Genomic DNA, 15883 nt, shown 5'->3' on the forward strand with positions numbered 1-15883 from the left:
TTCAAGGAATGGTTTCACGCAATCATTTCACGGAACCTTGCGCAAAACCGTTGTAGATGTATTTTTGAAGCAACAGGAAAATAATCATCGTTGGAATAATGGCAATCATAATCCCGGCGCTGATGACCTCCCATTGTGATCCGAAGGGGCCCTTGAACTTGAACAGGGCGGTGGATATTACCTGCAGATCGGTTTTTGGCATGTACAGGAATGGCGTGTAGAAATCGTTGTAAATGTTGACACCTTTGACGATAATGACCGTAACAATCGCCGGTTTCAACAAAGGCAATATAATTCTCCAATAGATCGTGAAGTATGAAGCACCGTCCAGCATAGCCGATTCATCCAGCGCGCTGGAGATCGAACCGAGAAATTGCAGGAAAATGTACACGGCGATAATATCGGTTCCCAGGTACATGACGATAGCTGCCCACCGTGTGTTGAACAGGTCGAGGGCGTTAATAATCTGGAAGGTGGCAACTTGTGTCGTTACGCTCGGAATCAGGGTAGCCAGCAGGAAAGCGGCAACCATAATTTTTTTGCCTTTGAACTTGAAGCGGTCCAGTACATAGGCAATCATGGAACCCGTCAACGTTGCACCCACGATGGATATGATTAGAATAATGATTGTATTTTTGAAACCGACAAGCATGTTGCCATCCACAAATGCCTTGGCATAATTCGCAAAGTTCAGCCAGTTGGCGGGCGGGGCTAGTGGACTGCTATTGGCATACTCGGCATTGGTCTTCAGGGACGCAAACAGGATCACTACGATAGGCAAAAGTGCAATGAACGCCGCCAGAATCAGAGAAACGTATTTGATTATGCTGGCGATGGTATATTTGAATTGGTTCACGTTCATTCCTCTCCTTTCATGCTGACACGCTGCACAAGCGTTACAAGAATTACGATCAGAAGCAGCACGACAGCCATCGCTGATGCGAGTCCCAATTTGCCGTATTTAAATGCCAAGTGAACGGTCTGAATAACAAAGGTCATACTTCCGTTGGAACCGTCGGTCATAATATATGGAATATCGAACGCACTGATGGCGCCGCTTATGGCCAAGATCAGATTAAGTTGCAGAATGCGGGTAATACTCGGCAAAATGATATGGCGGAATTGTTGCCAGCGGTTCGCACCGTCAATATCGGAAGCCTCATACACATCCTTCGGAATCGAAGAAATCGCACCCAGGAAGATGATGAAGTTGAAGCCCATGTATCTCCAGACCGATGCACCCGCGAGGGATACGTTAATGATATTCGGGTTACCCAGCCAGAGCTGGGTGTACTGTCCCAGTCCGACAGCCTGCATCAGCGTATCAAGCGTACCGTCCGGTTTGAAGAAAAAGAGGAAGATAAAACCGATAGCCACGCCATTCAGCAAGTAAGGGAAGAAGAGAATGCCTTTAAAGAAATTTTTGCCCCGGATTTTGAAGCTGAGGATCGTGGCAAAATAGAGGGCCAGACCCATCTGTACAAAGGTTGCCACAAAATAATACAAACTGACGATAAACACTTTAAAGTATTCCGGATCGCTAAAAATCCGTGTGTAATTATCAAATCCAACATAGTCGAACCTTTTGCTGTATCCATTCCAATCGGTAAAGCTGTATTTGAACATGTTAATGACAGGCAAATAAGCAAACGTAAATAACAGTGCCAGCGGAATAATCGAGAAGGCACAGATAATAAATATGCGTTGTGCTGAGTAACTCCAGCTTGAAATTCTCCAGTATTTCATGCTCCCCACACCTCCCAGCGGTTCAGCCGCCTTGGTTCATACACGCTCCGTATCGCTCCGCGGATGTAACCGCAGGGTGGGCCAAGTGAATACACATGTTTAACAAGTCTTCACCACAATCAATTCATTTGATGGTTTAACTCCCGTGCGAACCTGGCCCAAAAATCCGACAACTACCGGCACCCGTATTACATCTGCTTCATCTGCTCACATCTGCTGTATGAACGCTCGTTTTTCCTATTATTTCGTAACCTCTGCGCGGGCTTTTACCCATTTATCATTCAGGTCTTTCATGATGTCATCATACGATTCGCTTCGGTTACCGATAGCTGCTTCGATAATTCGTTTCTTGAAGTCAGGCTGCCAGAGGCCAATCTCGGCTTCGTTATCGATTTTGTCCATCAATCCCTCTTGCCCCTCTTTAGCTGGAGTTAAAGTAGAGAATTTTACATCTTTATACTGATCCAGAATCGGTGGTAGCTCTGCACTCTTGTCCGCACTCATGCCTCCACCTTGCTCAACTGCATAGTTGGATTTCGCCAGGAACCAGTCGATCCATGCTTTTGCCGCAGGTTTGTTCTCGCTGTTCACATTCATGCCGATGTTGTAATCCGCGGACAGCGGTACGATTACATCGCTAGCATTAGTCGGGAAGGGTAAGAAACCAATATTTTCTGGTTTATCTGTCATGCCTTGAATCTGTGTAATCGCCCATGATCCGAGAGCCATCGTTGCAATTTTGCCATTAGCCAGATCTGCCTTGGAACTCTCCCAGTCTGTTGTTGTCGGATCTTTCTCGATCAGGCCATTCTTGGCTGCATCATAGAGTACTTTGTACAGCTCGTAGTGCGGCTTCCCTGGCACAAAGTTCTCATCCGTATTCGGTTGATCCACGTTAACATAGTCTACACTTCCTGCAACCGTTGGCAGGTCTGCCTCCCATTGGGTAAGCGCCCAGCCGGATGCATAGTTCGTATAGAGCGGAATTGCCTTGGTGTTGTCTTTTACCTTCTGAAGTGCTGCCTGGAATTGCTCTGGTGTCTTCGGAAGCTCGGTGATGCCTGCGTCTTTGAAAACTTGTTTGTTATAAATGATACCGGAGAACGTAATAACGGTTGGAATTCCGTATACCTTACCATCCACCATACGTTCTTCAATAGCGGTGTATTTGTCTTTCAACTCATCGTACGTGCCAAGCGGCTCGAAAAAGTCCGGGATATCGGCGATCGGAACACTTGTTGGAATCATAAGCACGTCGCCGTAGTCTTTGGTGCTCATTCGAATTTTCACTTGCCCTTCATAATCAGCCAAGGCCTGAAAATTCACTTTCACATCCGGATACTCCTTGTTGAATTCGGCCGCATAGTCCTTGAATACGGTATCAACAATATCTGTACGTTGCGTCAAAACGGTAATTTCGCCCTTGATATCCGCCGGGTCTGTGCTAATCTCTTCCCCCGCCTGCGAAGACCCACCTCCCGATGAACACGCAGCAAGCAGCGAAGTGATGAGCAGCATCGTCAGCAGCATCATCCAGCCTTTATTTTTCCTCATTTGTTCCGACCCCTTTCTTGATTCCGTTAAGTTATCGTTAAGGTTACAGATTAGATTTTATTATGGTAACGCTTACGTGTCAATTGAATTATTTATTACTTCACCAAAAAAATGAAAGTTATATTTCGTTGACAAGGTAATTTTATAGAACTAATATTACTTTATAAAGTTACCGATAACTTAATTTAATCAAACATGATTTTGCACGGATGAAGGAGCGCTCTGGATGACTCATAAGATGAATCAGCTTCAAACAGAAATTGCGGAGCATTGGAAGACGAAGATTATGCCGTTCTGGTCTAAGTTAAAAGATGAAGATCATGGTGGATTCTACGGCTGGGTTGGCAACGATCTGCAGATCAATCATCAGGCACCCAAAGGCGGAATCGCTACAGCACGGCAGCTTTGGTCTTTTTCCGCAGCCTACCGGGTAACCGGTGAGGACATCTGGCGGGAGCACGCTGAACACGCCTATCGTTTTCTCACTGGACACCTGATAGACAGAGAGCACGGAGGGATGTACTGGATGGTGGATGCCACTGGTGAAGCACTGGATACGAGCAAGCATGTGTATACCCAGTCCTTTGGCGTATATGCGCTCAGCGAATACTATCGTGCAACCCGTGATGCTTCTGCGCTGGACTTAGCGAAAACGCTTTTTATGCTGATTGAGAGCAAAGGGTTCAACACAGAATCATCTGCTTACAAAGAGCAATTTGACCGATGTTGGAATGAACAGCCGAATGAAATGTTGAGTGAAAACGGGGTCATTGCGGATTACACGATGAATACGCACATTCATGTGCTGGAAGCCTACACCACCCTATACAGGGTGTGGCCGGACCCACAAGTAAAAGCATCCCTTGAGCGACTGCTCGGAATTCTGTATGAACGGGTATATGACAAGAACACCAGGTTCCTCGGGGTTTTTTTCAACAAAAAGTGGGAATCCATCATTGATCTGCGCTCGTTCGGACATGACATCGAAGCAAGCTGGCTGATTGACGATGCTCTCAAGGTGCTGGGACTTGAAGATCATCCGCAGTATGCCGCCATGGTTACGGATATCGCATACAACATTATGAATGTAGCTGTACAGTCGGATGGTTCGCTCATGAACGAACAGGAAGGCAAGCATGTAGATACCACACGTATCTGGTGGGTTCAGGCGGAAGCGATGGTTGGTTTCTATAACGCTTATCAGCGCACCGGGGATTCTAAATTTCTGGAAACGGTCGAACGGTTGTGGAATTATACGCGAACGCACATCGTGGATTCCCGGCCAGGCGGTGAGTGGTACTGGGCTGTGGACGAAAATGGCACACCTGATCATCATGAAATGGCCGGCCCGTGGAAATGTCCGTATCATAACAGCCGATTTTGCATTGAACTCATGGAGAGGATGGGATAAGCATGATACACCCAAAATACAAATCGTTACTAGAACAGCAGGAGCAGCTTTTGTCACGTCAAAATGAGGTGGATTCTTCCTTCTACAATGGCGTTTACCAGCGTTATCGGTATCCGGTCATTACACGCCATCATGTGCCACTGCACTGGAGATTTGATCTAAACGAAACAACGAATCCGTATTTCATGGAGCGTCTGGGCATTAACGCAACACTCAACCCGGGAGCAATCTATCACAACGGAAAATACATTATGGTCGTACGCACGGAAGGACTGGATCGGAAATCGATCTTTGCCCTTGCAGAGAGCGACAACGGCGTAGACGGATTCCGCTTCACCCGCAAACCGCTTGTCTGGGACGATATCGATGCAGCGGAAACCAATCAATATGACATGCGTCTGGTTCAGCATGAGGACGGCTGGATCTACGGCATCTATTGCTCGGAACGCAAAGACCCGGATGCGCCTGCCTTCGACACCTCCAGCGCTGTTGCACAGGCGGGTCTGGTTCGCACACGTGACCTGACCCGTTGGGAACGCCTTCCGAATATTACGACGAACTCCCCGCAGCAACGGAATGTGGTGCTGCATCCCGAGTTTGTCGATGGTAAATATGCTTTCTACACACGTCCGCAGGATGGATTTATCTCCACAGGCAGCGGTGGCGGTATTGCCTTCGGTCTGTGCGAGGATATCCTGAATCCGGTTATTCACGAAGAGATCATTATAGATGAACGGAAATACCACACGGTGTATGAGGTGAAAAATGGTCAAGGCCCTGCCCCGATCAAAACAGACCGTGGCTGGATTCATATTGCCCACGGCGTACGGAACACCGCAGCAGGTCTTAGGTACGTACTGTACACCTTCGCCACCGATCTGCATGATCCGGCACGCATCATCGCCAAGCCGGGCGGGCACTTCCTTGCCCCTTATGATGACGAGCGCGTAGGCGATGTATCGAATGTTATTTTTTGCAACGGTGCCGTGGTTAATGAAAAGGGTGAAGTCTTTATCTATTATGCATCCAGTGATACGCGCTGTCATGTTGCCACAACCACGCTGGAGCAATTGATGGATTACACGTTTAATACCCCTGCTGATCCTTATCGTTCCCTGGACTGTGCCGGCCAGCGAGGAAACCTGATTGAACAGAACGAACGTTTATTGCAAAATCAATGAAACTAACATCGCTCAATCAACCTTGTCCAACCTGCCGGGACTTGCGAAAAATAGTGATGTGAGGCCCGGAATGGCTTTATTCCAGGTTGGTAACGATGTATACTAATATGGATTGTTGTTATGTTGGAAGAAAGCGCTCATCATAATGACAGCACATTGTACCTAAACCGGCTTGAAGGAGGCGACCAAAGCTGAAGAACAATATCACCATGCGGGATATCGCCGACAGGCTCGGGGTCAGCAGTGTGACCGTCTCGAAAGCGTTGAATGACAAAGAAGGCGTCAGTGGCGAATTAAAGGAAAAGATTAAACAACTTGCCGTCCAGATGGGTTATCGGTATAACGCCACAGCCCGTTCCATGAAGGAAGGCTTAACTCATAATGTTGGTGTAATTATCCCGGAGCGGTTTACCGGTCCTACGCAATCGTTCTATGTACGCGTGTTCCAACGCATTACCAAACATCTGGAGGAACAGGGGTATTACGGTATTCTTCATATTTTGAACAGTGAGGACGAAGAAGAGCTATCATTGCCCAAACTGTACAGCGACAGCAAGGTCGACGGCTTCATTGTGCTGGGTCAGATCAGCAAGGAATATATTGAATTGGTGCAGTCGATGGACGTACCTAAGATGTTCCTCGATTTCTACGATGAACATTCCGATATTGATTCTGTTGTGACGGACAACTTCTATGCCGCGTATGAAATGACAAACTATCTGATCCAGCAGGGACACCGCAGTATTGCTTATGTAGGTAATCTGTATTCGACAAGCAGCATTCAGGATCGTTTTCTTGGTTATTACAAATCTTTGCTTGAGCACCGGATGCCCATGAATCCGGATTTGGTGCTTAATGATCGGGATGAACGAGGTACGTTTATCGAGATCGATCTACCAGAACAGCTTCCCACCGCATTTGTCTGCAACTGTGATCAGGTTGCTCATCTGCTCGTGCAGAAGCTGACTTCGCTGGGTTTTCAAGTGCCGGCCCAATGCTCTGTCGTTGGGTTCGACAATGATATCTACGCCATGCTGTCTGAACCTAAACTCACCACAGTTGAAGTAGATATCGAACAGATGGCACGGACGGCTGTTCAATCCATGCTCAAAAAGATCGACAACCCGAACCGTAGCTTCGGTCGCGTCCATGTAAAGGGCAATATCATCTATCGTGAATCAGTAAGTGTTGCACCAGAGACTCAGCATCAAGTGACAACAACGACACAATAATAATGAAGCAGAAGACCACTGAACATAAAGCCTTTAAGCCATGAACAGTAAATTGTAGGCATTTGGAGCTGAGGCAAGTAACATGGACAAGTAACATTAAAAACAAGCGCCCCCGCAACAACTGCGGGGCGCTTGTTTTTTTTACTTATTTTTAATCGTTAGATTGTACGGAGCACTTCACTCAGTAGCTCGTCTTCAGCCAGTTGTCTTTAGACCAAGTTAACTTTCCTGCTCCTGCACCGTTGGAAGCGGTGAGACGTGCATTCAGTGTAGATGGATCATCTGTCTGGTAGCTGTATGGAAGGGAACCAAAACCATTCCACGAGAACGGTTTGATGACAGCCGGAACAGGTGCAAGTGGACTACCTGCTGTGTCACTATTACCACGGAAGGAACTTCCATCCAGAGAGTAAATCGTATCGAGCACACTGATTTTTCCGGTGTATGTGGCGTTGGTCGGGTCTGTCTGATTGTTGCGTACAGGATACTGCACATCCTTGATTACTGATTTTTCAACTAACACTGCGCCACTTTCGGTTGAGATTGCCCCATTGCTGGTAATACCGAATTTGTAGCCTTTAGATGCAATGGCTGTGGCCATAGCGTTAGTAATGCGCGCTTGAGCTGAACGAGCATCTGTAGCATCCATGATGATGTTATAGGCGTGGGCATTACCGCCACGCAGACGAGGCATGCGATCCTGAATGTCTTTATACAGGTTATGATGCAGAGTAATCGACAGGTTAGCGTTAGCCGACTCTAGACTGGTCGCACCGACGAGATGCCCTTTTTTCTGCGGCCCAGCGATGGCAATGATATCTTCTTTGCTTAAACCGACCGCACTGCTACGCAGATGGTTATACATTGGATAGGAAGATTTATTGGCTTCCAATTCGTTAATCTGACGGGTAACCCAGCTGTTCGCACTACCGTCATCCCCTTTGAAGGTGGACCAGGAGATGGTTACACCGCTGGTTCCTTTTTTCGAATCGACGAGGCCGTCATAGGCTTTGTTAAACGTGCAGTGATCGATCCACACGCCGCTACTGTCCTCCAGAGTAATGTAATCCCAATCGTTTTTGTCATAATCCCCTTTGGTCGATTCATCCCATTCCCAGAGCTCATCGAACTCCAGGTTGCGGATGATGACGTTGGAGCTTCGTTTCACCGTGATGGCAGCGTGTTTGATCTTAGAGCCATTAGCCGAGAAAATGGTGAGTCCATTGAAGCCGTCCACCGTAATTTTGCTGACACCCGTCTGCTTCAATACCGGATGTGTCAATGCATCGTTATGCTTGGCAAAAGGTGCAGTCTGTGCGGCGCTAGGAATCTCGTTCCATCCTAGATCGAGGTCGTTCATAATTTCAACGACTTTGACACCGGAGTTCTTTTTCAGAGCCAGCGCCAGGTCGGTGGCATTATACACTTTTTTATACGTAGACGTGCTCGACTCACTGATGATTCCGCCGCCTGTGTTCCCTTGGGAGAAACCGGTCAGATTGTAATCCGCGTTGCCCGCTGCCTGCACACTCGCAGGTCCGGATAATAAGGTGAACCCTAGCGTAAGGGCCAGAGCCGTGCTACATAAACTTCGTACTGTTTTTTTCATCGAATTGATTCCTCCCGATAGTATGATGATGAGTGATGAGTTGTCCTGCCTGTCCCTCTGCGGCATATCATGTCGCAAGTGACATATTCACAATGTAAATGTTGGAAGCGATTACAACAATAATCCTGATTTCACATCCCTGTGAGAACGGCTGACAGGAGGCAAATGGTACCCTAAACAACCTGGCATCGTATCAAGTTAACTTGTATAACGGGGTTTGATGTAGGAATGGGAAATCCGTGAAGAGAATAACACGTGTGCAGATAAATGAAATAAAAAAGACAGGACCGCATCTAATGCAGACCTGCCCGATTTTACTTTTTGATTGAACGTGTCCAGAAGCCGCCATGGAACTGTTTGGGCTCAACGGTGATGACAAAAGCTTTGGGATCGAGAGCCAGAATGGTCTGGTAGAGCAGTTTCTGGTTTTTGCGTTTCGCCAAAATTTCCATAACCAGCCGATCTCCGTCTCGTCCGCTACCAACCCATGAGGTTACACCATACCCTTTATCGCGCAAAGCATTTGCAAGCCCTCCGTCCATCTGGTTGCAAATCACTTTCACGGTAACGTAACCAAGTGCAATCTTTTCCTCAATCCATGCTCCGAGCAGTACTCCAAGTCCGTATCCCACTGCATATACAATTAGAGCGGACGGCTGGGTCAAATAGCTAAGTACCAGATTCAAGCCCAGTACATAGATTACAATCTCACCCATACTGATTAGGGCAGCGATGTATTTCTGTCCTTTGAGCGTTAAGATCATGCGAAGGGTGTAGGCCGATACATATACAATCTGAATCAAAAAGATAAATAACAAAATTTTAAGCAATGACGATCCCTCTTTCCTAGACCTTTTCGATGAATCAGGGCCTTGGTTACGTGCTGCATGGCGAACATTCCCACCTTATTGGAGATGCGTTTAACAACCCAGGCTCATGTAGCCCATCATATTCCTCTATCTCCATCATTGGACGTTATGCCCTCTTCCTAAACGGTTTGATGTAAATTTTCAGGCATCTGTCCAGTCTGACGATCCCGGAACTGCCATTATAGAACCGTTTGTGTCGATGTTCAACCCGGCGATAGTCCCAGGGGCGTAATAACTGTAGCGCGAATATGATATATAAATCACACTGGATTTAGGGTGATCCCTTATCTTTCGAGCCATGCAAGAGAAATATTCGAGCCAAAATACAGACGGGATGCAGGTTTTATAAGGAAATCTGTTGCCTTTGGTGAGTACAGGACGAATGAATTTCAAAGGAGGAGTGTTCCATGGAAATATGGCGGGAGATGGAGCAGGAAGGTATGGAAAAGCTTGTTTTTTGCCACGATTCCTCCAGCGGACTTCAAGCATTCATTGCCATTCATAACACAACTCTTGGTCCAGCTCTGGGTGGATGCCGCTACTGGGCCTATACATCCAAAGAAGAAGCAATCCGGGATGCGATAAAGCTGGCCAAAGGCATGACCTACAAAAATGCCATGGCAGGTTTGCCCTATGGCGGAGGTAAGGCTGTTGTCTGGGATGTAACCGGTGCTTCGGAGCAGATGACGACAGGGGAACGGGTCGGTGGGGGCGTGGTGGACTCATTGCAGAGCGATATTTTCGATAGCTTGCTGATAGACTCGAATAAAAGCGATATGCTTGTTGGGACGCTGATCGAATCAGTTAAGGGAGACACATTTGGTAAAGGGCTAGAGCACTCAGCGAAAGATAATGTGCTGGGCAAGATGCTGGCAAACTCAGGAATGGACGAAGCAGGCGAAGCGAACAACGGGATCATAGCGGAGAATTCGGAAGACGAAACACAAACACGAGCACAAGCACAAGACAAAGTGTGGATGGACACAACGAAAGATGGCTCTTTTAGCAGGACGCAAGCAGACTCGTCAGTGAATGGTACGTTTGGCGAAGGTCTGGCAGATCCAGCAAAGAATAAAGAAATTCGTGCATCGCAGTTTCGGGCTCTCGGGCGGTTTCTGGAGCGATTACAAGGTCGCTTCGTGACAGGTTTGGATCTGGGCACAACGGCGGCAGACATGGACCAGATCCGGGTGGAGACGGCATATGTGACGGATACCACAGGTTCCCTTGGCGCACAGGATGACTTCACTGCCGACATGACCGCCTACGGCGTGTATATCGGCATTGTCACCTCTCTGCGCCACCAGGGCGTAGCCGATCTGCAGGGCATTCCCGTGGCCGTCCAGGGACTGGGCAAGGTCGGGTATGCCCTGTGCCGTTACCTGCATGCAGCCGGGGCACGGCTGATCGTGGCAGACGTTGTACCGGAACGTGTACAACGCGCCCTTGTGCAGTTCAGCGGCGCCATCCCGGCCGATCCGGCCCGTATTCACGCCGCTGACTGCAAGGTGTTCGCCCCCTGTGCCCTAGGGGGCGTGATCACCCCGGCGACCGTGGAGGAGCTTCGCTGCTCCATTGTCGCCGGGGCGGCCAACAACCAGCTGAGTGAACGACAGCTGGTTGCTGGCCGCATGCAGGCGCGCGGCATTCTGTACGCGCCTGACTACGTGCTGAGCGCAGGCGGCATTATCAGCACCGCCTGCGAACTGCAGGGAGCTGGGCCTGACCTGATCCGCCAGAAAGTGGCGGGGATAGCAGGCACGCTCAGCAAGGTATTCGCCGAGGCTGCGCGATCTGTAATCTCCACAGCAGATGCAGCCGATCGTCTGGCCGAGGCCATTCTCGAATCAGGCCAGAACGACTAGGCCTATTAAGTCACACTTCAATATCTCTGTCTTTCATGTATGAGGAAAGTACTGTTTAAGCATTTTTATTCGTAGCCTCGCAGAGCTCTTTATTCTAAACAGTTCCCCACCTGCTTACACTTTCACTTACATCTACACCTGCACTTGCATCTGTATCTGTATCTGCATTTACACTAACTTCTGCACCACTGTTGTCACCACACACTAACGATCACAGGAGACGTTATTTGGCCCATTTTGCATGCTGTACCAGGCTAACGATCACCAGACACGCTATTTTGCAAAAGTCAGCTCACTTTCGGCCTAAAACACCCTCTTTTGCAGAAATAAGCTTCCTGGTGATCATTAGAATTCATGAGGGCCACTTTTCACCCAAATAAGCTCATCTGAGATCGTTAGAATCACAACACACTTTTTACTCTACCGCACCTAGAGTTACTTGTTGAGTTACTTATCCATCTACTGCACCTAGGATTATTTGTTTGAGTTACTTATCCCCTCTACTACTCGTCAGGTTGCTTGTTTGAGTCACCACTGCACATTGGCCTAATTGTATGATTTACTTATCCGATTTACTGTGTATTGGGTTACTTACTGTACCCGTTTCACTCGGTTCACCTACTTCTTTTACGCTTTTTACTCCGTTTTCTTTATTCACTTTGTTTCCTTTGTTCGCTTCATTTCTTCATTCAGTTCAATTACTTTGTTTGCATACTTACTTCATTTCCTTCATTTATTTCATTTTAAGGTAGTTGCAAGCCGCTCACGGGGCGAAAATAAATACTCACTTCCATCAATCATGCTTAGACCCACTTCTTAAAATTACACGGCTTAAGCCAGCGACCAGTTCAATCAGGCTAACAACTCTGAAAAGATACCTCGATAGACTTCAGCTTAAATGACCACAGCCGACTTGACCGCTGGTTTCTTCACACGATACAGCAGCGTCCACAACAACACATTCGCCACAATCAAGATCACACCGTACATCCAGACACCTCCGGAGAAAGAACGGAAAAAGACATGAGCACCCCACAGTAAAGCGAACACAGGCAAAGCAGCGAAAATATACCAGCCGTCACTTTGCTGTGCCACACTGAACGATTGGGAGAACGGTGGCTTTTGCAGCATAAACTTGCCGGATACCGGGATCAGCGCTGTAGCTGTGAGCAGAATAATCGCAATGTCCGGCAAAATCCGAAGTCCAAATGTCCATGTGAACATGGCCGCATTCAACAGAAATACCGGTATAAATATGTTGCTTAGAAATGCCTTCAGGGCGCCTCGATATAATACATTTTCATCAGACATCGGCGCGGCGCGAAAGATCCAGGATGCCTTGTACTGACCCGAATACCGTAGCATAATGACTACCGTTACCAACAGGATCAGCATAATATACAAGGTGTACACAAAGGAACTTTGCCTGAATTCTGCCCAGGTCGATGATTGTAAAGCTGTATACCAGAAAATATAAGGCATAACTAACGATAAACCTAAAGATGGGTAAACTTTCAACTTGAACTCCCGTTCATCGCGCATCATGCTGGCCGACAGACGAAAGCAGGCTTGTTCTTCGGTAGAGCGACTGAACAGCTTGGCAACCATACGATCCCACTTTCCCCGGCGGCGACTCGATGTCTGGCCGGAATGAGCCATTTTTTCTAAATACAGCTCGAAGGATGGCATAAGCTTCACATATACGATCAGGCATATCACCGGAACAACAACAGCCAGCGCTGTTAACGTATAGATCCACCCCCCGCCATTTCCTGCGAATAACCAATCGTATGCAGCAGCATACCATAGCGGAGGTAACAGCAGTTGCCACCATTCCGGCGTAAAAGCTACTTTAAAATCAATAATATCGAAGGAACGAATGACAAACTGATATCCAATCGCAATCCCCACGGAAAGCAAAATCTGCACCATATTAATCATGTCTTTCAGCTTCTCCCCATCCAGAAACCTCATCATGAACAGATAGATGAGAGATGTGCTCACCAGAATCAGGATGCTGATCAGAATAATCTGTAACAGAAAGAGTAGAAAGAAACCAATCCCGTGCGTAACAAGCCCGGCGATCAGCGGCGCAGCCGTCACTGAACCTGTCAGCAGCACCAGATAGACTCCGGCATGAATGGCTCTCGCCATACCCACCGTTCGCGCATTAACGGGTTTGGTCAAAATAATATTTCTATCACGGATGTCGAGAAGCACGGATGAAAAATCCGAAATCATCGACGTCATAATCATAAACATCAGCACGCCAAACAGAATGCCCATCTGAAGCATGAATTGTCCTGTATCCCAGACGACAAAGGGAACCATGATTGCTCCCATCAAGGCATACAGCCAGAGAGAGCGAACATACTGGTTACCTTCTTTGTTCTCCTTGCTCTTTGACCTTCCAGCCATAATCGTAGGCACTCTGCGCTGATCCATCTGGAACTTCACCCGTAAAATAAGGCGTAGCACATCATAATCAGCACCCGTCTTGGTAATGATTGGCCGAAAACGATCCAGAACTTGGAGCGTACGAAAATCAGAGGGTTTCGCCATATTAGTTCACCTCCTGCACAATCGACACAAAGCGCTCAGCGATCGCCTTATGTTCATTAAAGCCTGTCAATTGATTAAACACTTCCTCCAGTGACCCTTCCATCGATTGTTGCTGGAGTTGCTTGAACGTGCCATCTGCCACGACACGGCCCTCGGCTATCAATACAATCCGGCTACTGATCTTCTCCACCACATCCATAATGTGTGACGAATAGAAGATCGTTGTACCTTTTGCGGACAGCTGTGACAAAATCTCTTTCACCACCATTACACTGTTGGCGTCCAGCCCGCTCAGCGGTTCATCCAGAAACAGCAGATCAGGATCATGTAGCAGAGCCGAGATTAACAGCACTTTCTGACGCATCCCTTTGGAGAAAGAGGCAATGCGGGAATGATATGATTTTTCCAGTCCAAAACAATCCATCAGCAGCTTTGCTTTATAATCTGCATCTTCATAAGACAAGCCATATAACTCTCCCGTAAACGTTAAATACTCGGCCGGAGTTAACTGTTCATACAGTTCTGCCACTTCCGGCACATACCCGATTCTACGCTTATATTCCACATCGCCGCCAGCGATATCCTGTCCAAAAATACGAACGTTTCCCACATAACCTTCCACTAATCCAAGCAAAATTTTGACCGTTGTACTCTTGCCAGCTCCATTGGGCCCGATGTATCCGATCATCTCCCCACGATTCACTTCCAGATCGATGCCGTTTAATACATAACGCCCGTTATACCGCATACGTAAGCCTTCAATTGACAGTACTTGTTCTCTAGTCGTTTCCGATCTCATTTGTTCACCAGCCACTTCGTTATCCAGCTCCTCGTCTATACTTTTTCTACAATTCTACTAGTTTACCACAGTTTGGATTAGGGGATCTATGAACTCTATATAGTACGACAAAAAAGACGCTTCATTCGAAGCGTCTTTCTGCTGATACGATCGGTCTAAGCTGTATATACCGCAAACAGTGATCAGAGTCGAAAATCAATTCCATCCATTCCATACTTCGCTGCAATTTATCAATTAATCCTCGTCATCAAAATCCTGATCAAACGACAACACCTTACCTGTGTTCGCATCAATATCAACGTCTGCCTCACCTTGAGCGGTTCTCAGCTCAATCTCATAGACATAACGACCATTATCACGGTCCAGTTCAACCTTGGTTACTTTTCCACCAGTCACTTGTTTCAGTGCAATGTTGGAAGCTTGTGCAACCGTCAATTTAACCTGATTGGAGGCAGATGCACTCGAAGAGTTACCTGTTCCATTATCCCGATAATCATCATCGTCATCGTAGTCATCATCATTAACAACGGCCAAAACCTTACCTGTATAGGCGTCGAGCCTAACAGTCACATCCGGTTTACCTTTTCGGTCGATCTCGACTTCATAGAACGTTTGACCGTTTCTACGCTCCAGATCCACATCATCCACTTTACCTTCCACTGCTTTCAGTGCTATGGATTTAGCTTGGGATACAGTCAGCAGTTTACCTGTGTTGTTCTGGTTCGCACTCGTGGATTGTGTCACTGAGGCTGGTGCGGATTGTGTAGTTTCAGATTGTATTTGTGGCGCCGGTTGCCCGTTCATATTACCGCTAGCTGCAACAGCCGATCCACCAAGCAGCACCGCAGCGGACAAGCTGCCAATCCAAAGTTTATGTTTGTTCATCATCATCATTCATCTCCTCGTTGTTGTTCTCGTTCTCGTCTACATATTTAGAATAACCTGGACGAATGAGAGTTTAGAGAGAGAAAGATTAGAATTTGATGAGAAAATGAGGAGAGTATGCTTACACCTTTTTAGAGAGCGGTAGAATTGGATCTAAAGATGTTCACACA

12 protein-coding genes and 1 pseudogene are annotated in these 15883 nt (G+C 47.3%); 5 read left to right on the forward strand and 8 right to left on the reverse strand.

All coding sequences use genetic code 11. The features are described 5' to 3' along the window. Positions 1-22 precede the first annotated feature (22 nt). The 3 genes from J2T16_RS15155 to J2T16_RS15165 form a co-directional block, all read right to left on the reverse strand. Entirely contained in the window at positions 23-862 is an 840-nt protein-coding gene (locus tag J2T16_RS15155) for a carbohydrate ABC transporter permease (protein ID WP_090921587.1), read from the reverse strand. Beyond that, positions 859-1746: a carbohydrate ABC transporter permease gene (locus J2T16_RS15160; RefSeq protein ID WP_336121652.1), complete on the reverse strand. Its 888-nt coding sequence runs from the start codon at positions 1744-1746 to the stop codon at positions 859-861. The genes J2T16_RS15155 and J2T16_RS15160 overlap by 4 nt, the downstream gene beginning before the upstream one ends. 240 nt (positions 1747-1986) lie before the next feature. After that, the gene (locus tag J2T16_RS15165; RefSeq protein ID WP_154984350.1) at positions 1987-3300 is read right to left on the reverse strand and encodes an ABC transporter substrate-binding protein; all 1314 of its coding nucleotides are present in this window, start codon (positions 3298-3300) and stop codon (positions 1987-1989) included. Between the two features lie 226 nt (positions 3301-3526). Between J2T16_RS15165 and J2T16_RS15170 the strand changes: the two genes are divergently transcribed. From J2T16_RS15170 to J2T16_RS15180, 3 genes are all read left to right on the forward strand, one after another. Beyond that, positions 3527-4711, forward strand: coding sequence for an AGE family epimerase/isomerase (locus tag J2T16_RS15170; RefSeq protein ID WP_418792716.1), 1185 nt, complete (start codon positions 3527-3529; stop codon positions 4709-4711). Between the two features lie 2 nt (positions 4712-4713). After that, complete coding sequence (locus tag J2T16_RS15175) at positions 4714-5892, forward strand: glycoside hydrolase family 130 protein (protein WP_154984349.1); 1179 nt, start codon at positions 4714-4716, stop codon at positions 5890-5892. A 209-nt stretch (positions 5893-6101) separates the two neighbouring features. Next, positions 6102-7124, forward strand: a complete 1023-nt coding sequence (locus J2T16_RS15180; protein WP_499018634.1) for a LacI family DNA-binding transcriptional regulator — start codon at positions 6102-6104, stop codon at positions 7122-7124. 181 nt (positions 7125-7305) lie between these two features. On the opposite strand, the gene J2T16_RS15185 is transcribed toward J2T16_RS15180, so the two are convergent. Next, complete coding sequence (locus tag J2T16_RS15185; RefSeq protein ID WP_499018636.1) at positions 7306-8733, reverse strand: pectate lyase family protein; 1428 nt, start codon at positions 8731-8733, stop codon at positions 7306-7308. Positions 8734-9047: 314 nt separating this feature from the next. Next, positions 9048-9563 (reverse strand): DUF2179 domain-containing protein, encoded by a 516-nt coding sequence (locus J2T16_RS15190; RefSeq protein ID WP_090921575.1) that lies wholly within the window; start codon positions 9561-9563, stop codon positions 9048-9050. A gap of 446 nt (positions 9564-10009) precedes the next feature. Between J2T16_RS15190 and J2T16_RS15195 the strand changes: the two are divergent. Together J2T16_RS15195 and J2T16_RS15200 are read left to right on the forward strand one after the other, a co-directional pair. After that, positions 10010-10273: pseudogene (locus J2T16_RS15195) on the forward strand (Glu/Leu/Phe/Val dehydrogenase dimerization domain-containing protein); the annotation flags it as partial. A 213-nt stretch (positions 10274-10486) separates the two neighbouring features. After that, positions 10487-11467: a Glu/Leu/Phe/Val dehydrogenase family protein gene (locus J2T16_RS15200; RefSeq protein WP_499018806.1), complete on the forward strand. Its 981-nt coding sequence runs from the start codon at positions 10487-10489 to the stop codon at positions 11465-11467. An 894-nt stretch (positions 11468-12361) separates the two neighbouring features. On the opposite strand, the gene J2T16_RS15205 is transcribed toward J2T16_RS15200, so the two are convergent. The 3 genes from J2T16_RS15205 to J2T16_RS15215 form a co-directional block, all read right to left on the reverse strand. After that, on the reverse strand, positions 12362-14029 hold the full coding sequence (locus tag J2T16_RS15205; RefSeq protein ID WP_336121649.1) for a hypothetical protein: 1668 nt from the start codon (positions 14027-14029) through the stop codon (positions 12362-12364). Between the two features lies 1 nt (position 14030). Further along, positions 14031-14828 (reverse strand): ABC transporter ATP-binding protein, encoded by a 798-nt coding sequence (locus J2T16_RS15210; protein WP_154890342.1) that lies wholly within the window; start codon positions 14826-14828, stop codon positions 14031-14033. Between the two features lie 234 nt (positions 14829-15062). Beyond that, positions 15063-15713, reverse strand: coding sequence for a PepSY domain-containing protein (locus J2T16_RS15215; RefSeq protein WP_499018639.1), 651 nt, complete (start codon positions 15711-15713; stop codon positions 15063-15065). Between the last annotated feature and the right edge of the window lie 170 nt (positions 15714-15883).

Origin of the sequence: Paenibacillus intestini, assembly GCF_030803945.1 — a bacterium.
GTDB classification, from domain to species: domain Bacteria; phylum Bacillota; class Bacilli; order Paenibacillales; family Paenibacillaceae; genus Paenibacillus; species Paenibacillus polysaccharolyticus.